24 protein-coding genes are annotated in these 21,033 nt (G+C 41.0%); all 24 read right to left on the reverse strand.

What is annotated here, in order from left to right; genetic code table 11:
* Positions 1-2 precede the first annotated feature (2 nt).
* The 24 genes from ISP08_RS11920 to ISP08_RS12030 all read right to left on the reverse strand — a co-directional run bounded on the left by ISP08_RS11920 (position 3) and on the right by ISP08_RS12030 (position 21,021).
* A complete protein-coding gene (locus ISP08_RS11920) occupies positions 3-224 on the reverse strand; it encodes a DUF2977 domain-containing protein (protein WP_195718761.1) in 222 nt (73 codons plus the stop codon).
* Positions 224-1,462 carry a hypothetical protein gene (locus tag ISP08_RS11925; protein WP_195718762.1) on the reverse strand — a complete coding sequence of 413 codons (1,239 nt, stop codon included), beginning with the start codon at positions 1,460-1,462 and terminating at the stop codon, positions 224-226. Before ISP08_RS11925 ends, ISP08_RS11920 begins: the two co-directional genes overlap by 1 nt.
* 14 nt (positions 1,463-1,476) lie before the next feature.
* A complete protein-coding gene (locus ISP08_RS11930) occupies positions 1,477-2,448 on the reverse strand; it encodes a phage tail domain-containing protein (RefSeq protein WP_195718763.1) in 972 nt (323 codons plus the stop codon).
* A gap of 12 nt (positions 2,449-2,460) precedes the next feature.
* Positions 2,461-5,889 (reverse strand): phage tail protein, encoded by a 3,429-nt coding sequence (locus ISP08_RS11935; protein ID WP_195718764.1) that lies wholly within the window; start codon positions 5,887-5,889, stop codon positions 2,461-2,463.
* 13 nt (positions 5,890-5,902) lie between these two features.
* Positions 5,903-6,253: a hypothetical protein gene (locus ISP08_RS11940; RefSeq protein WP_195718765.1), complete on the reverse strand. Its 351-nt coding sequence runs from the start codon at positions 6,251-6,253 to the stop codon at positions 5,903-5,905.
* A 47-nt stretch (positions 6,254-6,300) separates the two neighbouring features.
* On the reverse strand, positions 6,301-6,669 hold the full coding sequence (locus ISP08_RS11945; RefSeq protein ID WP_195718766.1) for a tail assembly chaperone: 369 nt from the start codon (positions 6,667-6,669) through the stop codon (positions 6,301-6,303).
* A gap of 69 nt (positions 6,670-6,738) precedes the next feature.
* Positions 6,739-7,317 carry a phage major tail protein, TP901-1 family gene (locus ISP08_RS11950; protein WP_195718767.1) on the reverse strand — a complete coding sequence of 193 codons (579 nt, stop codon included), beginning with the start codon at positions 7,315-7,317 and terminating at the stop codon, positions 6,739-6,741.
* A 53-nt stretch (positions 7,318-7,370) separates the two neighbouring features.
* On the reverse strand, positions 7,371-7,763 hold the full coding sequence (locus ISP08_RS11955) for a hypothetical protein (protein WP_195718768.1): 393 nt from the start codon (positions 7,761-7,763) through the stop codon (positions 7,371-7,373).
* 11 nt (positions 7,764-7,774) lie between these two features.
* Positions 7,775-8,125 (reverse strand): HK97-gp10 family putative phage morphogenesis protein, encoded by a 351-nt coding sequence (locus ISP08_RS11960; RefSeq protein ID WP_195718769.1) that lies wholly within the window; start codon positions 8,123-8,125, stop codon positions 7,775-7,777.
* Positions 8,126-8,426: 301 nt separating this feature from the next.
* Entirely contained in the window at positions 8,427-8,756 is a 330-nt protein-coding gene (locus tag ISP08_RS11965; protein ID WP_195718770.1) for a phage head-tail connector protein, read from the reverse strand.
* Positions 8,757-8,759: 3 nt separating this feature from the next.
* A complete protein-coding gene (locus ISP08_RS11970; protein WP_195718771.1) occupies positions 8,760-9,023 on the reverse strand; it encodes a hypothetical protein in 264 nt (87 codons plus the stop codon).
* 20 nt (positions 9,024-9,043) lie between these two features.
* The gene (locus tag ISP08_RS11975) at positions 9,044-9,979 is read right to left on the reverse strand and encodes a capsid protein (RefSeq protein WP_195718772.1); all 936 of its coding nucleotides are present in this window, start codon (positions 9,977-9,979) and stop codon (positions 9,044-9,046) included.
* A 25-nt stretch (positions 9,980-10,004) separates the two neighbouring features.
* The gene (locus ISP08_RS11980; RefSeq protein ID WP_195718773.1) at positions 10,005-10,610 is read right to left on the reverse strand and encodes a DUF4355 domain-containing protein; all 606 of its coding nucleotides are present in this window, start codon (positions 10,608-10,610) and stop codon (positions 10,005-10,007) included.
* Positions 10,611-10,722: 112 nt separating this feature from the next.
* Positions 10,723-10,887, reverse strand: a complete 165-nt coding sequence (locus ISP08_RS11985) for a hypothetical protein (RefSeq protein WP_195718774.1) — start codon at positions 10,885-10,887, stop codon at positions 10,723-10,725.
* On the reverse strand, positions 10,888-11,859 hold the full coding sequence (locus ISP08_RS11990) for a minor capsid protein (protein WP_195718775.1): 972 nt from the start codon (positions 11,857-11,859) through the stop codon (positions 10,888-10,890).
* A 5-nt stretch (positions 11,860-11,864) separates the two neighbouring features.
* Positions 11,865-13,289, reverse strand: a complete 1,425-nt coding sequence (locus tag ISP08_RS11995; protein WP_195719349.1) for a phage portal protein — start codon at positions 13,287-13,289, stop codon at positions 11,865-11,867.
* Positions 13,290-13,318: 29 nt separating this feature from the next.
* Positions 13,319-14,596 (reverse strand): PBSX family phage terminase large subunit, encoded by a 1,278-nt coding sequence (locus tag ISP08_RS12000; RefSeq protein WP_195718776.1) that lies wholly within the window; start codon positions 14,594-14,596, stop codon positions 13,319-13,321.
* On the reverse strand, positions 14,577-15,020 hold the full coding sequence (locus ISP08_RS12005; RefSeq protein ID WP_195718777.1) for a terminase small subunit: 444 nt from the start codon (positions 15,018-15,020) through the stop codon (positions 14,577-14,579). Before ISP08_RS12005 ends, ISP08_RS12000 begins: the two co-directional genes overlap by 20 nt.
* A 78-nt stretch (positions 15,021-15,098) precedes the next feature.
* Positions 15,099-15,641, reverse strand: a complete 543-nt coding sequence (locus tag ISP08_RS12010) for a hypothetical protein (protein ID WP_195718778.1) — start codon at positions 15,639-15,641, stop codon at positions 15,099-15,101.
* A 245-nt stretch (positions 15,642-15,886) separates the two neighbouring features.
* Complete coding sequence (locus ISP08_RS12015; RefSeq protein WP_195718779.1) at positions 15,887-16,303, reverse strand: transcriptional regulator; 417 nt, start codon at positions 16,301-16,303, stop codon at positions 15,887-15,889.
* Positions 16,304-16,314: 11 nt separating this feature from the next.
* Positions 16,315-16,446, reverse strand: a complete 132-nt coding sequence (locus tag ISP08_RS12965) for a hypothetical protein (protein ID WP_267904787.1) — start codon at positions 16,444-16,446, stop codon at positions 16,315-16,317.
* Between the two features lie 27 nt (positions 16,447-16,473).
* Positions 16,474-17,835 (reverse strand): DEAD/DEAH box helicase, encoded by a 1,362-nt coding sequence (locus ISP08_RS12020; RefSeq protein WP_195718780.1) that lies wholly within the window; start codon positions 17,833-17,835, stop codon positions 16,474-16,476.
* Positions 17,825-18,109, reverse strand: a complete 285-nt coding sequence (locus ISP08_RS12025; RefSeq protein ID WP_195718781.1) for a VRR-NUC domain-containing protein — start codon at positions 18,107-18,109, stop codon at positions 17,825-17,827. The genes ISP08_RS12020 and ISP08_RS12025 overlap by 11 nt, the downstream gene beginning before the upstream one ends.
* A 449-nt stretch (positions 18,110-18,558) precedes the next feature.
* Positions 18,559-21,021 (reverse strand): virulence-associated E family protein, encoded by a 2,463-nt coding sequence (locus tag ISP08_RS12030; protein WP_195718782.1) that lies wholly within the window; start codon positions 21,019-21,021, stop codon positions 18,559-18,561.
* Between the last annotated feature and the right edge of the window lie 12 nt (positions 21,022-21,033).

A 21,033-nucleotide genomic window follows, 5' to 3' on the forward strand; every position in this document is an offset into this window, starting at 1 on the left:
GGCTATTGCTCCTCTTCATCAAACCTAGTTTGCGTGTAATCAGGGTTGCGTTTGATTACGCCGTCCTCATATAGATAGAATTTACTAGCGAAATTTTCTCTGAAGTCGTCAGGTAAAATGTCTAAAGGGACATCAATACCACCGACGCCCCCGACAGTCGCATAGGACGTTATTTCTTTATCTTCATTTACATTGATATTTGCCGTAGTTCTTTTATGCCACATTATTTAACACCTACAATTCTTAGTATTTCAGGCATGTAACTTTCGCCTGTTGCTGTATCGGTTTCAACACGTACATGAACATCTGTGTTAAGCACGGTAGGGTCGTCACTATCTAGTTTTAGTGTTGTTTCTATAAGTGTAGCCCCACTTGCACTATTGCCTAAATTAAAAGTCCTAATGGCTATATAGTCTTTAACACAAGTAGTTGTAACCGTATCGTCGCCACCTATATGATTTAAATCAACGACTAAATAATTATAATTTCTCGGGTCATCGTTTAAGTTAATAGGTTCATCTGGTTCAGTAACACTTCCAGTAAATAATTCAATCTTTGTACCGTCCACAGGTTCCCATTCGCCCCATGTTTCATAAAATCGTTTTATAAACGTTTGAGTAGAATCATAAGGTTTGAATTCAATACGTTTGACCTCGTCAGTATCTCGTCGATAAACAGCAAGAAACCCGTTGTAACTTGACGCTCCAACAGGAATATTTTCTGCTGTAGTAACATAATAAAAACCTGTTTCTAGACTATCTAATTGACTTGTATCACCGAAATCAATGTCAGATAAAGCTTTAGTTTTGCCATCATCTCGAGTTAATTTATGTTTTTGCCACTCCGATGTATCGGTATTTTGGAAGTTATCTAATTTTGTTAATGCATTATTTTTTGCATCATCAATATCAGATAAGCTATTTGTTGTATTCGTATCTATTTGTGAACTGTAAGTTTGATAATCATTTTTGAGTTGCGTTGATTTTGTTTGATAGTCTTGATTAAAAGCATCTAATTTAGTTTGGTAATTATTATTAAAATCAGACGTTAAATCATTAATTTTAGCAACAGCTTTATCATGCTCTGTTTGTGTATCAGATAATATTTGGTTAGCCTTTGTCTCATGTTTATTTATCATTGTCTGTAATTCATCTTTAAAAGGACTAAAGGGATCTAAATCAATTTCGCTAAATTGCTGCCACTCATCATGCACATAGGCATAAACCTTTTGCTCGTCTATGACTGTGATGAGTGATTTTTCTTTTGCTTCTGCTGGTAGCTGTTCATGTGTCTGTACGGGCTCCAGCATTTTCATTGTGTTTGCGTTCCTTAATTCGTCCCACATGTTCTCGCTGAGTCGTGTATCAGTTGCGTCTATCAAGTTATACAACTCTTTGTAGTTGCGATTGTGGTTTTCAAGGTTTTTCAGGTCTAAAGGCGTTGTAATGATGTCTCTTGCCATATTCAAATGACCTCCTATAAGTAGTAGTATCTGCACTCAACTTGAGCCTCAATGTCATAGTTCTCGTTGAATGTAAGTTTATTTTTGCCTGTTTGCATTACTGGAATACCATAGTTTGTATTGACTAAAATGCTAAGGCCATTTTTGAAGTAGCCACCTGACTCGTATGTAACGACATCGCCTTTTTTGATATTGGCCTCGTCTGTATTAATCTCGCATTGTGTGCCATTAAAACCAAACTTGATTTTGCCTTTAGGCTTGCTATTGAAAGTTAGCCTTAAAATTAAATGCTGGTTGAATTGGTCTATCTTCACATTGCCGAAATTATAGACATCATGTTCTTTACTTTGGCTAATATCAAATGTGTAGTGTCGAGTATCAGGGTCGTGCATTAAGCCCATACCATAAGACCATATAGGCTCCTCAGTGTAGTTAAGCCCTTTGCTTTCAAGGTCTAAGGACGTGCCAATGCTTTCAGCAAAAGGTAACTCAGTCGTGGTGAACTTCATAGAGCCCTTACCTTTTTTGCCTGATTGTTCCATTTCCTCACACTCAGTAATACGCACTAAGTAGCGCTTACCTGTTGAGACCTCGTTGTCTGTTTGAGAGCTGTCGAACACAGTATCATAGCCGTATTGGTCTGTTGTGACTGCTGTATCATTGTAAATCGTGTCTTTAAATTCATATTGTTGTCTCTGAGGTCTGCGCATTTCCTGCACATAAAAAGGCTGTTCATCATAGACCAGCTCAAAGATTAAGTCTCTGTATAGTGGATATGATGACAAGCTCTCGGTAACAAAAACAAATGGAACGCTAATACTGCGCTCCTTGTAGGTCATACCTGCGTCAAATGTTCCGTGCAAGCCTTTGATATTTCGTTTTTCCTGCTCAACCTCAATCGGACTGATGACAACATCTTTAACCGTAACGCCATATTGTCCCAGCGTGTAGCTGGAGCCGTCTAGCTTTGTAATTTTTAAGTCCAATTGTCTAACCTCCTAAAATGAAAGTACCTCGCCGTCACGAGCATTTATGCCGTTGACTTTAGCCGTAAGCACTTCGTCGTCTGTGTCGAGTTGTACATGTAATGTCGTTTTATTGGGCTCGGCTTTAAACGTCGTAGTGTGGTTTGCCTGCACTCGGCCTTTAGCTGAAATATTATCGAGTTCTCGATTGATACCCTGTACCATTGGCTGTGCCTGCAAGTTAGGGTTAAAGCCGTTTGTCATAGATTGTGCAATACGTGCTGTGTCACGAACTACTTTCTTGCCTCGGTCGTTAAGGCCAATTTGCATACCTTGCATAGTGTATTGACCGATTTCTTTGAACACTTTCGACGGCGAGTGTATGCCTAATAGGCTCTTAGCGCCTTTGACAGCATTTGACACTACGCCTTTTGCTGCGCTTACTAATGAGCCTGCCATGTTTTTAATACCGTTTATCATACCTCTGATAAGGTCTGCACCAGCTGACACCATAGCACCAACGAATGATTTCGCCGTGCTTACTGCGTTGCTCACACCTGATGAAACAGCACTAACCACACGGCTCATGCCTGATGTTACAGCGTTGACAATGCCACTCATAGCCGATGTAATAGCGCTTAGGACGCTTTGCCAACCACTTGTTACAGTGCTGACAACGCTCGACATGAATGAGCTTATCGCACTCACGATTGACGACCATGCGCTTGACACGGCCGAAGCGATTGAACTTAGGATTGATGACACGGTACTCAATACCGACGACCAACCTGAGCTCACTGTACTAACTATGCTTGACATGAATGAGCTTATCGTACTCACAATTGACGACCATATACTTGATACAGTCGAAGCTATGGAGCTTAGAATTGATGACACGGTGCTCAATACTGATGAGAAGCCTGAGCTTACTGTACTAATAATGCTCGAAATGAATGAGCTTATCGCGCTCACGATTGACGACCATATGCTTGATACCGTAGAGGCAACCGAACTAAATATTGATGCTGTTGTGCTTAGTACCGACGACCACGCCGAACTAACGACACTAACAATATTAGAGACGATTGAGCTTATTGTACTAACTAGCGACGACCAAATTGACGACGCTGTGCTCACTAACGCCGACCACATAGACGACGCTGTGCTAGTAATTGTCGTCCAAATAGCTGACAGTATAGCAACTAAGCCCTGAACTACTGATTGGATAGCATTTACTATGGACTGCCAAACTGATGAGGCTACACCTTGTAAGGCGTTCCACGCTGTAATGGCGTTTTGAGTAATGCTGTTCCAAAGATTAGCCAGCCAAGTTTTCAAGATATTAAAGATATTCTGACATGCTGTAACTATGGCCTGCCAAATAGCCTGTCCTGATGATTGGATTGTCTGCCAAGCCCCCGACCAGTCGCCTGATAAGGCCTGTAGTAAGGCTGTTATCGTGCCGACTATTGTTTCCATTGCTACCGTGATTACCATTTTAATAAGCTCCCACACAACCTGTGTAGTGGCTTTAAGGGTATTCCACGCTTGCTCAACGATAGGTCTTATCACGTTTATAGCAGTTTCAACAACAGCAACAATTTGATTCCATGTGTTTTGGAAAATTGGTACTAACGGCGCTACAATTGTTTGTATTCTCGTAATCAATTGAGATACAAATTGAATAATGGCTTGAACAGCTTGCATGACTGCTTGAGAAATAGCGCTCCATGCGTCAATCATGGCTGTTCTGACTGTTTGTGAACTATTCCACAATGCAACCATTACGCCGATGACTGCACCTATCACAGCTATAATGCCTAGTATAGGTGCTGAAAGGCCAGCAAACGCTGTACCTATTGCTGAAAGGGCTGACATAACCATTTCGCCCACGCCAAGAAAGCCTGTAAATTGGGCTATCAATGGCAATATTCCGTTTGTAACAGCTAGTATTGAGGGGATTAAAGCCATAAATGCGCCACCTAATGTGACTAACACCCCTAATATTGCCCCAATAACTGGGTGTGCCTCTGTAAGGTTAGCAAGCCACTCAGTGAAAGCGTCTGCTAAATTAAGCACTGCTGAGGCAAGTGGCGCCATGCCTACTGCTAAATTGACAATCAAGTTAATGATATTGCCTATTAGGCTTATTAGGACTGGTCCGTTTGTTTGAACGTAGTCAATGAATTGCTGGAAGCCGTCGGACTCTGCAATCGTAGCACTCCACTGCTCGAAACGGTTTGCCATTTGGGCAAGACTCTCAAAGATGATTTGCGAGTTAGGTGCAAATGCTTTCATCAGATTAAAAATACCTTTAAACGTTGAGCTGAATATCTCGCCAATTAAAGGCAAGTTTGTTTTTGTGAAGTTGATAAAGTCTTGTATGGCTGTGCTACCCTCAACGCTGTTTGCCCATTTATTGAATGATTTGCCCATGTTCTCGAAACCTTGAGCAACCCACTCAGTAAGTGGTGCAAGTTTAGTTATGAGAGCAACAAAGCCTGAGCCGAAGTTGCCCACTGCGCTCATCATTTTGTTAAACACTTTAACGCCTGTTGAGCCCATCATATCAAAGAAGTCTGAGGCTGTTTGTGACTCTTTAGCCCATTTCAGAGTTGCCTGACTGGCTTTTTCCATGCCTTGAGCTACACCACTTAAAAATGGCGTCAAGCCACTTAGAGCCACTCTTGCTGTGTTGACTGCATTTGATAATGTGTTAAATATCTCTGATTGATTTTGTGCCACAACGCCTTGCCATGCTGATTTGAGGTTGTCGACAGCTGATTGATAGTTCTGCACTTCACTCGTAACTGACAACGTTCCGTCCTCAACCATTTTCAGTGCTGACATTGCCATAGCACCAAAACCAACGACACCAGCACCAGCTGTAGCAAATGCGCCAACCATACCAACAGCGCCACCACCGACTGCTTTGACTGCATTGAGTACAGCCATAAGCGCTGGTACTAGCGAAGCAACTGCTGGCACTAGCATTGTTACACTGGAAAGCATAGAGCCTTTGAACACGTTACTTACGACTGTCCCAACTGTTCTAATTCTAGTCGCTAAACCGTCCAAAGCATTGCCGTAGTTATCTATCGCACGCACGACAGCACGTGCCCCGTTTAGAGCACTTCGACTGTCTATGGTAAGTCGGGTGCGATGTTTGTTGGGTATGGAACGTAACATTGCTTTAAATCGCTCTATGGCTGATATAGCACCCGAGCTGTTCACATCTAGTGTGGACTTTGCTCTCATTCTGCTAAAGCTGTTCATTTCAGACTTAGCCTGTTTTATCTTAGTTCTGAACTCAGCTGTATTGGCGCCTATTTTAGCGTCTTTCATGCTTTCTGCTGTACGTTTGAAGTCTCTAGCAACTTGTTTCGCTCTTTCAATCTGCCTTTTAAACTTCGACGTATCAGCGTCAATGGAGGTGCTAATCTTATATTCAGATTTTGCCACGCTTTAACCCTCCTTATTTTTTATTATGGTTTCTTATTTGTTTTAAGACATCAAGCGACGGTTTATTATCATCTTTATTCTTATCAAGGATTTCAAGCTCTATTGGCTCGCCTTTATTTAATCGCTTAACGTTCTTTTCATAGTCGAGTATGTCGTTTACAGAGTTGAACAGATACTCTTCTTTTTTGTTCTTGCCTGTACCTACCTGCTTAGTTGCCTCAGCGTCTCTGATAGCAAAGGCTAGCTTATACAGGTCGTATTCTTCTTTGAGCCTTTCGTACTCAAGCGCGTACATGCGATAGTTAAACTCACATAACGTCATTTTCTCTATGTATGATAAGTCGTAAATACCGAGCTCACTCATACACATAACGACAACACGATCATATGTGAGTGGCTCGTCATCTTCGTTTACTTCTCTGCTTTGTTCTTGCTCTTCGGTTTGTACTCGTCGGGTACTAGGTTTTGGGTTGTAGGTCGCTTTCCCAACTCCTTGATAACATCTTCGCCAAACGCTTCAAAACCTTGGTTAACTGCAATATCGTCAAGAATATCGTCTAAGTCCTCCTCTTTAGGCGCTTTCTTGTGATGTGCTGTAGCTGATAAGATAACCTCGCCAATAGCGATTGGGTTGCCTTGTGCTAAGTTTGGAACTAATAGGCTTAATCCTTGCCCGATACTCATTTGCTCGATTTCCATGCCTAAACGTTTATCAATTAGTGATAAAGCCTTAAAGCCGAATGATAGTTCTAATGTTTTGCCTTTGAATTGAATTTCCATAATAAAATAACCTCGCTTGTTTGTATTAGTCTTAAATAAAAATGAGGGCTGTTACACCCTCAACTGTAATTAAACTGTTTCCGTAGTTTCTGAGTCATCTGTAGCGCCTTCATCAGGTTGTGGAATGTTTTCATCAGCCTCAGCTAACCCGTCGTCTGCTGGGTCGTCTGCTGTTGTGTCGTGGAAGCCATACGCTACTTTGTTCTCTTCTACAACTTTTGGTAGTGAAGCATAACCACGTTGTTTTTTGCCGTATACGCCGAACTCAGTCTCGAACTCTGCAATAGAGTCAGCTTCGTTTGTACGAGTAATGCTATTCCAGTGACCTTGACGGTATTCAGCTTTATATTTACCTTCACTGTTTTTCACTTTCTTATTGATGACCCATAACTCATAAGGCATAGACTCCTCTGTAGCGTCCTCAATTTCGTCACTCAATTCATCTTTAGCGTCCATGTATGATGTAACTGTGACTGTTGACTCTAATGAGCCCCCCGAATTTACAGAGCCGTCAACTGTAGCCTCGCTGTCTGAGTCTCTTTCAGTTTCACGTTCTAACTCTGTAATCCACATAATCTTATTTGCCTCTGTTGCGTCGCCTAATTTACGAATTAAAGCCAATTCGTCTGTACCTTGTTTTATTGCCATATGGTATTGCCTCCTATTAGTTAAAAATAAAAGACAAGCCCTAAAGGCCTGCCTTATGACGCTCTATAACTAGCGTCGATAATAATATGTTGTAATGTTTGATTAGTTGTTGTGTCTGTTGTGTCGTTGATGTCTATGTTCTCAAGCGTCACTCGATAAGAGGGGAGCATTTCAGCATTGAATAAAATTTCTTGTGTCTTTATGTATAGCTCATCTGTGCTCGCTAGGTCGTCCTCTATATTCCAAATGTGAGCTCTGACTGCTGGATCGCCCCCGTAATTATCAAAACTTAAAACGTCGATACTGTCCTCAACTGTTTCAAGCACAATAAATGGATAAGGCAATTCCTGCTCTAACTCTTTTAGCCGAACAACTGGGACGCCTGTATTGCTGAAAGCCTTAAATAGATAATTAAATAATTCAAATCTTGCTGACTGTTTAGCCATTGCTACCCTCCTTATTCAAGTAATCGCTCTAAATCTGCTCTGATTTGTGATGAAAATTTTTGATACACCTGACGCATAAACGTTTCAGGTTCCATGTATCGAGTACCATATTCAAGAAAGCCTGAATAATGCGCATTTGAAGTGATGACGTAGCTCATTTGACCTCTTCTAGCATCTTCGACCATACGGGCTAGGTTGCCCGTCCAATAGCCTTTTACCATGACTCGGCGTGCTTCTGTCACAGTTTCTGCTCTGAACTCTTTGGCATTTCGCCTTAGTATCTCATCGACATCGTCGTCTATATCGCTGTGCATATGGCCTAATTTGCTGATGAGCGCATTAATGCCTGTCACTTTAGCCATTAGTTGACCTCTTCGACATAGAACACTGTGTCTCGTCTGTACCTAACAGTCCTAATGACGACGTACTTTACACCACTCACATAGGCGTGTGTCACAGCCTCGTCAAAGCGATTGTTTAGTCTTACGATACTTATGTCTCTCGTAACCTCGCCGAACTCTACAGCCGTACGTTCAGCTGAGAGTGGCGACTTGTTACAAGGCACAGCGTTATAGATGTGTTGTTCAGGGGTTGTGTAATTCCCTGTATCAGGGTCATAGCGTTTTGCACCCTCTTTGATAAGGGTTGCTCTATCTTCATATCTCAATAGAACGTCACTGTGCCTGTTCTGCTAGAGTATTTAGGGAACTCGTCCTCAATGATTGACAAGTATTCGTCAAAGTCGTTCTCTTGGAACTTGGTAGAACGCCCGTCAATGCTTTCTGAACTCATGCCCTCAGCCCCTATACGGTTGTAACGCTTAACTGCTACCTCTTCGACAATCCAACTTAACGAGTCGGGTACTTCCTTAATGTCTTTGGGTAGCATTGTTATTAAACGTCGTTCCGTCACATCTATAATTTTCTTTAACTGTTTGTCTTGCTTGTCATCATTCAAGCCTATAAGAAGCTTTACACTTTCAAGGTAATCCATTTATTACCCCTCCAATGCTTTTAATATTTCAGCCTTTGTATTATCTTCTGATACATCAATACTGTGTTCTTTAGCTACTTCTAATAATTCAGCCTTTTTGGCATTGTTGAGTACGTCCAACACAATATACTGCTCATTGTAGGCATTATCTTTAAAAAATAAAGATTTAAAGCGTTCTAGGGAACACTCGTAAATGTCTCCAACCTTATAGCGCTTCCTTGTATGCTTATCAATAAAAGGTCGGACTACTTTATATTGAACTTTCATAAGTTAGTAACCCCCTATTATTAAACTGTTTCTGATGTTGAGCCACTATCTGCTGTAGTGTCATCAGTTGACTTATCGATTGATACTGCAACAACTGCGTCCACGTTTTCAGGGAACATAGAAATAGCTGACGCATATACTGTATCTGCTGTTAAACGTTGAGGTTGAATATCATGGATAACACCTACAAAGCCTGTTTGGTCTGAGGCAAAGTTGAACGCTCTGCTCATTTCGCCTTGTGGGTTTGCATATGCAACGTTTAAGTTTTCTGCTGTAGTCATGTATACAGTGCCTTGAGGTACGTCAGCAAATTCGATAACTTGCACACCTACATATGGTGTCAATAAGTTTAATCCGAATTGAGAGCCGTTTGAGTTAATGAAACCATCTGCTAAGTGGCCTGCAACGTCATTAGGGTTTACTAATGCAATTGGTGTCACTTCGTCGTCTAGCAATACTGATAAGTTAGCACGGCCACGAGATAACGCACCTTGTAAGTTCTTACCTGATAACGCTTCTGTGTTTGTACGGTCTGAATTGTTTACAGCGTCATCAATAGTTTTAAAGAAATCTGTTCTAAATTTCTTTTGTACATAGCGAATAAGCTCTGCGTCTGTACGGTTGATTGCTAAGTCGTATCCGTGTGACTGGATAGCCTCAGCTGATGTTGATTTACGGAACTTACGGAACTCAAGCTCTGTGATGTTCACAAGCTCACGCTCAACTTTTGTTAATGGAATGATTTCGCCCTCTTCAACGTTGCCGTTTGGCGCCTCTGACTCAATCACATTGAAACGATATTGCTTTAATGCTGACCCTACGTTCATCGGAATTTTGTTTGTGATACCTAACGCCTCAAATAATTTGTTTAAGCGTTCTCCCATTTTGTTTGCGAAGTCAATCGACTTAGCTTCGCCCAATGCCTCTACATCAATTAAGTTATTTTCTACTGCCATTATGTAAAACCTCCGTATTTTTTAATTAGAATAAATGTCTATTCTGTGCGATTGCCTGTTGGCGTGCTGAATCATCTTTGATGTTAAGGATTGACTCTCTTGTCACGCCTGCACTACCACTTGAATAATTCTTTGGTGTGCCTTGATACAATTTAGCTTGTACCTGCTCTTTAACCCTATTGTTTAAGATGTCGTTAAATGCTTGAACGTTGGCTTGTGTTTGCTCTGCTGTATCAGCTGTGACAATCTCAAGCAAGTCGTCTGTAGCATTTATTTCGTTTTGCTTGAATACATCGCTCGCATGCTTTTTCATTTCGTCTCGAGCCTCTTTAGCCTTGTAGGCGTCAAGCTCTTTTTGCATTTGCTCACGTTCGTACTCATCTTTTTGGTCTTTGTTCATTTTCGCTAACTTCTCAGCCTCTTTGGCTTTCTCGTCAGCTTTTTTCTTTTCACGTGCCACACGGTCTTTTAAGATTTGGTCGACCTCTTCTTGTGTGAACGTCTTTTCTTCTTGCTTAAAGTCCTCATTTTGCTCAGGGTCGTCGTTTTCAGCCGTTGTTGTATTATTTTCTGCTGGGTCGCCCTCGCCCTCTGCGAAATGTTGTAAATTTAATTTCAATTTTTTACTCATTGCATTACCTCCATTTATAGCCCGTCGGCTCTTAATTCCATACATGCTTTTAACGTCGTCAGCACGTTTTGGACAAACAAAAAAGCCACCTCCCAGCAATTGGGAAGTAGCTTTACATAAACTTACTAGGGTCTAACTCCCTAGTGTTCTTCGGTTTTTCTTCTTTGTCTTTGCCCTCAGCTCTGTTGACTGGGTGCGTGTTGTTGAGCTTGATAAGCTCCTTGTGTATGCCATACAGGCTTTCAGCAATCGAGCGTATACATTCAATAGCTTTCATTTAATCCACCTCTATCTCTATACCGTCAAAGTTATATTTGCCTTCACGTTTTTTGAAAAATGTCTCTCTCCAATCCCCTACATGCGGCACTGTAAAACTTCTACAGTTGGGATGCATGGGTGGTGCATTAACGCCTACTTGCATATCTGCTACTTTGTATACATTCTTGTTATGCTTACGACAAATTTGCGTTGTTCTATCATCCAGAAACGCTAAAAATTCATATTCAGCATTTTCACCTAAAGTCGCAATATAATTTAATCGCTGTGCCTCTGTTTGCACTCTAGCTGTTTCTGTGATGAGTAGACGTTTAGCTTGATAGCTTGTTGCCTTAGATTGCTTTCTAATCTCAGAAACAAATTCTTTAGGGTGCCTGCCTCTCAGCAAATTATGCTTAACTGCTTTTTGAACTGTCTGACGTGTGTGTTCCATATCACGCCATATGCGCTTGCTCCATTCAACGTTCTCAAATGGTGTGTTGATAACAGCTTGTAGTTTCTCTTGTGTAATTTGAACTGTTGCACCTATCAAACCAGCCTGACGTTGCATTTCTCGATATAGGGCGCTTTCCATATAGTTATACATCTGAGACTCAAGTTGTGCGTATGCATAAGTGACAAGTAAGCCTAATTGCATTTGTATCATGCGTTCACGACTAACATACATCTTAGTGTTGTATTGCTTTAATTCAGCATTTGCTTTATCGCTAAAGTCTTTATTTTTAACATATTGTTTCGCTTTGTTCTCTAATTTGCGAATGTCTGTACGATCAATTTTCTTCTTTGCATCTTCAAACGTTAAACCTTCAGATTTAGCATACTTAGCATAAAAGGCGTGTATCGCATCACTTATCTCATCATTCATCACATCGATAATACTTTGCATCTCTTTTGCAACTTCGTTATCTGATTTAGCCTCTTGTCTCATTGCCTCTTCAGCACGTTTTCGCCAATATTCCTGACTATTAGTCATCTATATCACTCTTCCACTGTTTCGTCTTGTTGGCTGAAAGCATACTCTCGGTTGTCTGAACGCTCGAGTTGCTCGTCTTCTTCTTGTTGGATACGCTCAAGCTCTGCGTCAGGGTCGTCAATGAAGTCTAGTAAGCCAAGTCTTGTTTTCTCTGATACCGTACCAGCTAACTGATTGACGATTTCCACATTATCTTTCATTGATTTAGGCAAGTTAGGCGTAAAGGCAATGTCTATCTCTTTGTAGTTATGCGTCTTAGTGCCTAAGATATTTAGGTTATTGAATAGCAATTTGTATCGCTTTATCAACCCTTTTTTAAACAAACGCTCTTTTGTTGCTCTGACCTGCTCTAAGCCAAATAGCTTGTACTTCATAGCCTCGCCTGATTGTGTGCCTGAGAAGCTCTCGTCAGTCATGTCAGGTGTATTCGTGAACTTATGTATATCATTTTGAAGTCTTGTCTTATAAGCCTCTGAGCCGTTCACGTCATATTGCTTGTATATGTACTTAGCATCTGCATTGCCCTCACTGCCGTTTGCGTTCATTTCAGGCTTAACGTGTATCATGTTGGCCTCTTTGAACGATCTAGCGTCCTCGCCGTCCATTTCAACGTTACCAATGACAGCAAGCATTGCGTCGTTCGTATCAGTCATATAGTTTGCTGTATCTGACTCTGCTGAGTCGTACAGGTCTATAAGACTCAATACGTTCTCGAAGTCGCCTTGCTTAAATTTGTTATTCAAGTATTCAACAATAGGTACATCGTTGTAGTGGTGCTCTATGCTCTCTACATTGTTCAGCTTGCCTTCACGGATAACAAAGCTGTGTATGTGGGTTGCTGTGTACAGATCAACGTGATTTGTCTTAATGCCCTCAGCGTCTATTGAGTCATAATAGCGAACGCCTGCAATAGTCTTCTTATCAATATCATGGTTATATACCACGAACGTGTTCTTAGGGTCTAAGGCAATAAATCTGTCTTGATTGTCCTCGTCTCTGAACACAATCTCATAGGCACGGCCATATATGCTTAAATTCAAGGCTAAATCGCTGTTTACTGCGTCGCCGTCATTTATCTTGTTAAGCTCATGTATGGCCTCCTGAGTGCGCTCATCGTCATGCTGGAATGAAATCGGATTACCTGTTAGGTATCCGACAATAAATTGTGATATGTATTTAGCGAAGTTGTGTACAGCTCTGTGGTCTGCTTTCTCTTTGTCCTTACGTCGCTCGCCTTTTAATATACCTGTGTTATCACTCAAGAAATACTGCTCTAACACATTAAGGCGTGGCGCCTGCTCGGTCTTATGTGTGTTGACTAAGCCTTGTAGCTTTGTAAAGTCCTCTATAATCTCATCAACGCTCAATGCGAGTAAGTCCTCATTGGCTGATTGGCTGAATTTCGTATGTAAGTTTTGCTTGTTCGTTATATGGTAGTGGCTACTCAATGGCGCACCTCCTAGAATAATTGTTTTATTCGTCTTAGCTCTTTTGTATCTTTTTTCTCTTCCCTGTTCTTAATCATGAGCTCTTCTACGGCGTATCTGAGTGCGTCGATACAGTGGTTATAGGTATCAACAGGCTCGTTGTAATACTCGTCTGTATGCTTGTCCTTTTTCCACGTGTAATTGTCTAGCTCCTCAATCGTCTTGTAGCAACGCTCATCGACAATAATGTCAAACTGGCTTATGAACTGTATGCCAGCTATTATGCTGTCTGCACCTTTCATTGACGGCTTAATGCGCTCAACGCCCTCTCGCTTCATTTCTGCGATTGATTTCTTTTCTGCGCTGTCTGCTGTTATGCGTTCCTTGCCATAGCCTAACTGCTTAATGACATTGGCCAGCTCATCGTTCATCATGCCTGTTTTGACGTATTCCCCTAAGATATATAGCTTCTTGTGCTTCTTATCTAGCTTCACATGAATAAAAGCACTCGGGTCGTTGATATAGCCGTAGTCAAGGCCAAAGAACGACGGCAAGTGCCTTAAATCGTCTTTATTCAGTATGTCAGTGTCGTATTTAGGGAATACCAGCTTATCGAGTGTAGCAAATTCGCCTAATGCGTAAATCTTGTAATAAGCTGGGTTTCTATTTGCCAAATCTTCTAAGTTCTGACGAGTCACATCATCAAGAAACTTATTATCTTTATAGCTTGATTGCCTAATTAAAGTGTTCCTGTGAGGCTCGCCAGTAAAGAAATACTTATAAACCCAATTGAGTTTACTCACAGGGTTAAACATTAGAAATATTTGTTTCTGCTTATGTTTCTTCTCTCTCAGCCTTAAAGTGAGCTGTGTGTAGTCGTTCAAGTGAAACTCTGAGGCCTCTTCCATGACAACGTCACTTATGCCCTTGATTGACTTGATTTTCTCGCTATTATCCATGCCCTTGAATAAGAACACAGCGCCATTAGGCAACGTGATACGGTTGTCTGTTTTGTTCCATTCGCAAAAGTCCCACATCTTGAAATCAACAAGGCAACCTTTGACGTCTTGGAATAAACTATCAGCAATCGTTGCACCGACTTTTCTGAGCCACAATATCTTTCGTGAATACTTCCAATCCTGTAAGGCTTTTAGTACCACTTTCTGCACAACGCCATGTGACTTGCCTGAGGAGCCTCCACCGTAATGCACCTCAGTGAAATGGCTGTAATCAGTCAGTATGCTGTATATGTTTTTGTTAAACACCTTTGCTGGGTTTGTGATGTTAAGGTTAATCGTCGCTGTCGTCATCGTCATACGCCCCAATATTCAACTCGATATTGCGTTGTGTGATTTCCTGCTTATCTGTAAAGATTGCATAGCGTTTACCTAATAGCTCAGCTGACTTAATGCGCTGTGCTGTGTCTGCCCGTTTTGTATGCTTCTCTACGTCTGATAAAAAGTCGCCTTTAGGCACGACGATATTTTCCTCGTCTACCTCTTCGCCTCTCATGACTGATGTGAGGAATTGGAGGACTTCATCTTGTTCGGCGATTGCCTGCTTTTTCAATTCTTCAAATCGGGCTTCAACATAATTTTTAACACTCGTATTCTCTAGTAGCTTGTGTGCGTTGGTTTTAGCGTACTTTTCGCTGTAACCAGCTCTTACTGCTGATTGGTATTTATTGGCTGTTCTTATGTATTCATCTGCGAATCTTTTCTGTCTCTCGTTCATCGGATATTACCACCTCATTATGCTAATTGCTTGTTAGATTTGTGTATTAAAAAAGCACCTCAGTGGGTGCTAAATCAATTAACTCATTAAATTTAGTATCAAACTTATAATAGTAGTAATACTTGCTGATACATCTATAGATTTAAGTGGGTCTTTTAATTGAGTTAAAAGTTTTTCTGTAGTTTCTAAGCGTTCTTTTTCATTAGAAATGCTCTCTTTGGCTAATAGTTCATATATCTCAAATTGAACGTTCTTATTTTCTTCTACATCCTTTCTTATATATTCTAATTTTATATTTTTGTTTTCTAATACTGTATTAAGTATTTCCAAATTTATTGCTGTATTTTTAAATTGATTTACTATAAAATCAGTATTTTTTGATATATTTTCTAAATAGCTGGTTTGTTTTTTGTCTCTTTCAATGGCCTCATATTCTTTCTTTACTTTTTCTGCATTAAACTCTTTAATATTTTCCATTAACTCGCTTGAATTAATCATTGAGTTTTCAAGATAATTTGGATTCGGTTTACTATATCTATTAATATCTTTAAATTGCTCGTTAAATTTAGAGAAACTACCAAATTTTTCACTCAACTTATTTTGCCAATCTTTACTGTTCAATATTTATTTCCCCCTTGTATTTTATACCTTAATTTTAACATAAAAATAGCCGACTGAGTTGCTCTCAGCCGACTTGAAAGGAGAAATAAGAATGTAAATCATGGTCTATTTAGTAAAGGAGTAGTGAACTAATATGCCCAAAAATTAATCGTCCAACAAAAGCGATTGCTGTTATCTAGTCAATAACAACATACTATCATATTACTAGGGTTTTTTCTGGTTTTCTATAGGTAAAAAAACCAAATTTAAACATATCCAATAAATTTTGCTAATTTTTCTAATTGAGCTGTTTTAAATCGGCGCATACCTGAATGACTTGTGTAATATCTATCAGCGATAGCGTTCCACGTGTTACATTCTATTGGCTTATCCCAAAACTTGAGCCTATATATCTCTATGGTTTCACTATCGCATGTCTCTAAATAGCGCTCTGTGCCTCCCACAATGTCTTGTAAGCGTCGATATTTAGCGTCTGCGTTGCATTTCATGAATTGTTGCTCTACAGGGTTGCTTATGTAATTTGCCTTACCACCGTCGGGATTATCAGGCTCGTGGTTGCTCATAATTTCATACTCTCTGAACTTCAACTCTTCACGGTACTTGTCTAAGTTCTCGATATAGTCCTCTAACTTTGCATAGTCTACCTTTTTCAATTCCTGCATTGTCCAGCCTCCTAAAATATCAATGTGTATAAGTCTTTAATACCTAACATCATCAAGCCTAATAGCAGCGCACTTAAACCTAAGATAATCAGCGTAAAAATAATATAAATAATTATCTCTAATATCTTTGTACTTAATTTCATATGCACCCTCCTACTCTATATGTGCTCTTACTCTATATGTGCTCTTACTGCTTGCATGAGTTCGCTCTGTCCGAGCTTTTTATTCTTGAGACCTCTGTACACGTCTTGGTCGACTGTGATCTCTGTCATGATGTGATGAATGACAGTTGTGTCTTTTTGGCCTTGTCTATATAATCTAGCGTTTGCTTGTTCGTAGTATTCTAAATTCCATGTTAGCCCAAACCATGCAACGATTGATCCACCATACTGTAGGTTTAAACCGTGCCCAGCACTTGCTGGGTGGGCGAGTAGCAACTGAATATCGCCATTGTTCCAGCGTTTCATATAGTCCTCGCTGTCTAGGGTCTCAGCTTGCTCGTATCGTTCTAATAATCGCTCTTTATCATGCTTGAAGTTATAGAACACGAGCACGGGCTTGCCTTGTGCCTCTTCGATGATTTCGTCTAGCTTTTCTAACTTTCTATCATGAATAGGCTTATATGTGCCGTCAGCCGTGTATACAGCGCCGTTAGACATCTGCAATAGTTTTTGGTTTAAAGTGGCACTACTTAACGCCACAATGTCTTTGTTGTCGTCTGTGTCGTCCTCTATAACCATGTCATACTTGAGCTGGTTATAGAGCTCTCGTTCTTTTTTGCTCAGCTTAACTTCATGAACTGTGTTGACTCGTTCAGGCATTTTTAAGTAGTCCTTACTTTCCATGCTGACAGTGATGTCACTTATCTTGTTGTATATCTCATCTTTGGCACCGTCTTTCAATTCCCAATTGAACACGTTGTCTGAAAGCTGGTGCGTTGGATAGAAGTAATCTTGCCTAAATTTCGTTTTGGTCTTACCTAGGCGCTCACCTGCGTCTATTAAGTAGACCTGAGCCCATATATCCATTAAGTTATTTGGGCTCGGTGTTCCTGTAAGGCCTACAAATCGACTGACTAAAGGCATTTGCTTTTTGAGTATTTTAAACCTCTGACTCTTTGAGTTCTTAAAGGTCGACAGCTCATCAATTACCAGCATGTCGAACGGCCAATCTTTTCGGTACTTTTCACAAATATATTTCGTATTCTCTTTATTCGTTACGTATATGTCAGCGTCTCGTTCCAACGCTTGCTCTCTTTGTTTAGGTGTGCCCAGCACGAGCGACACCTCTAAATGTGTTAAATGCGACCACTTTTCAACTTCCTGCGCCCATGTGTCCTCTGCTACACGCTTAGGAGCTATCACAAGCACTTTGTCTACTTCGAGGTAATCATATTTCAGTTGCTCTATGGCTGTGAGCGTTGAGACTGTCTTGCCTAAGCCCATATCAAGAAAAAGACCATACTTCGGGTTGTCGATTATCTTCTTAATTGCATACGCCTGATAATCATAAGGCTTGAAATCAATTGCCATTTTTGCACACCTCATCTATGAACTTATCTACTTCACTTTTTGAATATGGCACATAGACATGAACGCCTAATTTCTTAAATTGCTTATGCACATATTTTTGTGTTTTAGATAGTCGACCCTTTTCATTTTTTAACTCCACAAAATATATTCGGTTTTCAGGAAGTAAAATAATTCGGTCAGGTACTCCTCGAATTGAAGATGTAAATTTCAAACACATACCATTCATTTTTTCTATTTCATTTTTTAAGTGTTGCTCAATTTTATTTTCTCTCATATCTAAACTCCTAAGAAGTGTAATATTACTATCGTATCCCAAAACCGAAATTTTTGGCTCATCTTTTTATAAGGGCGTGTTATGGATACCCCGTATATACTATATACTCCCTATACACTACTTTTGAAGTCAGTAGGGTATTTTATGGATACTTGGATACTCTCCACTTTGAGCCCAGTAGTGGTAAGGGATTGAGCCGTATCCACCCGAGTATCCACTTAAAATTTTTGGGATACGGTGGATACCGGGTAATTTTACACCCGTATCCCAAGTATCCAAATGGGTGGATACTTGGGATACTGTAAATTTACACATTTTAGCTCTTAACAGACGCTTTTAAAAGTTTGCGAAAGAGTGGATACCTGGATACTTGGATACTCAAAGTCCCTAACAGCCATTTTTAAAAGTTTTAAAGTAAGTGGATACTGGGATACGCTGGATACTTTTTGCTATTTTTCAACTCTTACATATGCTTTTTGTAAGTCGTATCCTTTACCAAATTTGAGTCGTCCTCGAACTGCTTGCGTATATGGCTCCCAGCCTTTCATGCTCTTAATTGCCGATTTTATTCTAAATTGTTCGGCTTTTGGGAACTTACTACGGTCATTACCGAGGCACTCGCACCACACTTCAACAGGGCTGACTCTGTCTCTGTACTCCCATTCAGCGTCATTGGCTTCTTTAGGTAAGATGTCCTCATTGCCTGATTGGATATATTGACGTTTCGTGTCTACGTCCAAATCACGCCAGCATGCTGGTATTTTCGTGTTGATGAACGCCTCTATAATGCCCTCTAGGTAGTCATCTTCGGTATGTGTCGCTTGTCTGTCGTTCATTTCAGCCTCTAGGTTTGCTGGTAGGTATAAAGCCTCATTATTATTGTATCGGTGTTTGGCTTCTGCCCACATCTGCGCCACTAGGGCGCTGTCTCTAAGCTCCTGCACGTCCTTACGTGCGTTGTTTTTATCAATTGAAATCGTCCAAAAACGACGCCCTCCTGTGTCGTCACGTAGGAAATCAGAGTTGTTCGTCGTACCAAAGAACACACATTGACGTGGGAAATCTTCATTGTGTCGGCCATACGCCACACGGAATGAATCAACCTGCTTACTGATGAAGTGCTTAATCGCCTCGACCTCAGCTTTCTTAGTTGCTGATAGTTCGGCCATTTCAATAAGCCACTTGCCCTGCAAGGCTTCATAGGCGCCTTTGCCCGTCACTTCTGAGAGGCTGTCACTAAACCAATCGCCACCCATATAGCTCAGTAGCGTTGATTTGCCGTGTCCCTGCTTACCATATAGGGTCGTCATGTAATCGAACTTCACACCAGGTTGATAGATACGAGCCACACCAGCCGTGAACGCTTTTCTCGTCACAGCTCTGTTAAGCTCTGAGTCGTCTGCGCCTAAGTAGTCAATGAATAACGTGTCTAAACGCTCTACGCCGTCCCACTCAAGCTGGTCAAGGTATTCTCTGACAGGGTGGAACGCATTTTCTAAGGCTATCTCATTGACGGCGTCGTCTGTTTTGGCTCTGTTGTATATGCCATGCTCTTTTTCTAAGTAGTTTCTTAGACCTGCGTCGTCTTTGTCTCGCCAATAGGCTATTATGTCCTCAGAGCTCCACGGTGTAATGCCTTTAATGCACATACGCGTGTTGAACTCATCATAGGCAATCTTGCCTTTCAAGTTGTCGTCATTGCGCAATATAAGGCCAATATTGGTCGTCGTGGCTAACACGCTCCCTGACTTATCGACTTCAAGTTGTGTCGCCCATTTGTACTTGTCTTTTTTCGCTTCCTTATCAATGTATTCGCTGAACTCGTTCTCAGCGTCCTCAAAACGTTCTGCTATCATGTTGATTTTAACCTCTGAGTCATTCTGTGCGAGGTTTTGCATAGCATTATAGGACGGCAAGCGTGTAATTGGCGTGTACTCGGGAATATCTTCGTCTTGCAATCCGAACTTGTGTATACGCAATAAGTCGAAGCTGTTGCATAGCTCGCCACCTGCTGGGTCTGTACCATGATGAGAGTAAGCGAACTTACCATTTTCATAAGTGACTAAACCACCAGCTGTTGACCCTCCTATGTAGGTAAAGCGTGTGTCATCATAGCGCTCGTATACATCTGATAAGAAGTGCTCAATCACGTCTTGTATGTCATAAGCTCTACAGAACGCACCGACAAGACCTGGCTTCTCATGAGGGTCGCCCTGCTTGTCTGCAAGTCTGTTGTAGCTAGCGCTCTCACGTTCTGAATAAGGCCATTCAAGAGGGTCTTTCCAATCTTTGTAAGTATTGAGCACCTCGTCAGGGTCTAGGAACGGCTCATCAGCATATGTGAAGTAATATTCAGCGTCTGCGCTGGTACTCGGCCAGTACATCAGTCTATGAGGCTCATAGGTCGTGTCGTCAAAGTAATCAATACCGATAGACTCAGCAACTCTACGAGCTACAGCCTCATATTCGTCGCCGTCTACATGACGTTTTAACGGAACTACTAAGCGCAAACGTGGGTTTGTAGGTCTATGTTTATGCGTTGAATAGAGGGCATATGCTCTATCAAAGAACAGGTCAATAATTTCGTGCATGTTCTCATCTGCAAAGTCGATGTCTAGCGTCAGCATTGATCTATTCATCACGTAGCCTTTACGGCGTTTGCCCTCTTTGAGGTAACCACCAACAAAGCCTCCTACGTCTTTAACCTCTGATTGTTCATCTTTTTTCATTCGGTTGTATTCATCAATCGACTCTTGTGTGCGTGTCGTGTTTGATAGCTTATTTAGAAAATCGCCCCATGATTTGTCGCTATTCTTCCAGTAGTTTGATTTCCTGCTCGTTGCATGCGCATATGTGACCTGTCCGTCATGTTTTAAATACTCAAGTGGCGTCACATTGTCTAATTCGTGCATTGATAAACTCCT

The organism is Staphylococcus lloydii, assembly GCF_015775975.1.
GTDB lineage: Bacteria > Bacillota > Bacilli > Staphylococcales > Staphylococcaceae > Staphylococcus > Staphylococcus lloydii.

Bases quoted from the DNA above. Each gene is read 5' to 3' on its own strand.
- ISP08_RS11940 (WP_195718765.1), bottom strand. From the start codon at position 6,253: ATGAGTGAGCTCGGTATTTACGACTTATCATACATAGAGAAAATGACG.
- ISP08_RS11975 (WP_195718772.1), bottom strand. From the start codon at position 9,979: ATGGCAGTAGAAAATAACTTAATTGATGTAGAGGCATTGGGCGAAGCT.
- ISP08_RS11980 (WP_195718773.1), bottom strand. From the start codon at position 10,610: ATGAGTAAAAAATTGAAATTAAATTTACAACATTTCGCAGAGGGCGAG.
- ISP08_RS12030 (WP_195718782.1), bottom strand. From the start codon at position 21,021: ATGCACGAATTAGACAATGTGACGCCACTTGAGTATTTAAAACATGAC.
- ISP08_RS11945 (WP_195718766.1), bottom strand. From the start codon at position 6,669: ATGGAAATTCAATTCAAAGGCAAAACATTAGAACTATCATTCGGCTTT.
- ISP08_RS11985 (WP_195718774.1), bottom strand. From the start codon at position 10,887: ATGAAAGCTATTGAATGTATACGCTCGATTGCTGAAAGCCTGTATGGC.
- ISP08_RS11965 (WP_195718770.1), bottom strand. From the start codon at position 8,756: ATGGATTACCTTGAAAGTGTAAAGCTTCTTATAGGCTTGAATGATGAC.
- ISP08_RS12965 (WP_267904787.1), bottom strand. From the start codon at position 16,446: ATGAAATTAAGTACAAAGATATTAGAGATAATTATTTATATTATTTTT.
- ISP08_RS11990 (WP_195718775.1), bottom strand. From the start codon at position 11,859: ATGACTAATAGTCAGGAATATTGGCGAAAACGTGCTGAAGAGGCAATG.
- ISP08_RS11970 (WP_195718771.1), bottom strand. From the start codon at position 9,023: ATGAAAGTTCAATATAAAGTAGTCCGACCTTTTATTGATAAGCATACA.
- ISP08_RS12020 (WP_195718780.1), bottom strand. From the start codon at position 17,835: ATGGCAATTGATTTCAAGCCTTATGATTATCAGGCGTATGCAATTAAG.
- ISP08_RS12005 (WP_195718777.1), bottom strand. From the start codon at position 15,020: ATGAACGAGAGACAGAAAAGATTCGCAGATGAATACATAAGAACAGCC.
- ISP08_RS11960 (WP_195718769.1), bottom strand. From the start codon at position 8,125: ATGGCTAAAGTGACAGGCATTAATGCGCTCATCAGCAAATTAGGCCAT.
- ISP08_RS11950 (WP_195718767.1), bottom strand. From the start codon at position 7,317: ATGGCAATAAAACAAGGTACAGACGAATTGGCTTTAATTCGTAAATTA.
- ISP08_RS11955 (WP_195718768.1), bottom strand. From the start codon at position 7,763: ATGGCTAAACAGTCAGCAAGATTTGAATTATTTAATTATCTATTTAAG.
- ISP08_RS11925 (WP_195718762.1), bottom strand. From the start codon at position 1,462: ATGGCAAGAGACATCATTACAACGCCTTTAGACCTGAAAAACCTTGAA.
- ISP08_RS12000 (WP_195718776.1), bottom strand. From the start codon at position 14,596: ATGACGACAGCGACGATTAACCTTAACATCACAAACCCAGCAAAGGTG.
- ISP08_RS11920 (WP_195718761.1), bottom strand. From the start codon at position 224: ATGTGGCATAAAAGAACTACGGCAAATATCAATGTAAATGAAGATAAA.
- ISP08_RS12015 (WP_195718779.1), bottom strand. From the start codon at position 16,303: ATGCAGGAATTGAAAAAGGTAGACTATGCAAAGTTAGAGGACTATATC.
- ISP08_RS12025 (WP_195718781.1), bottom strand. From the start codon at position 18,109: ATGAGAGAAAATAAAATTGAGCAACACTTAAAAAATGAAATAGAAAAA.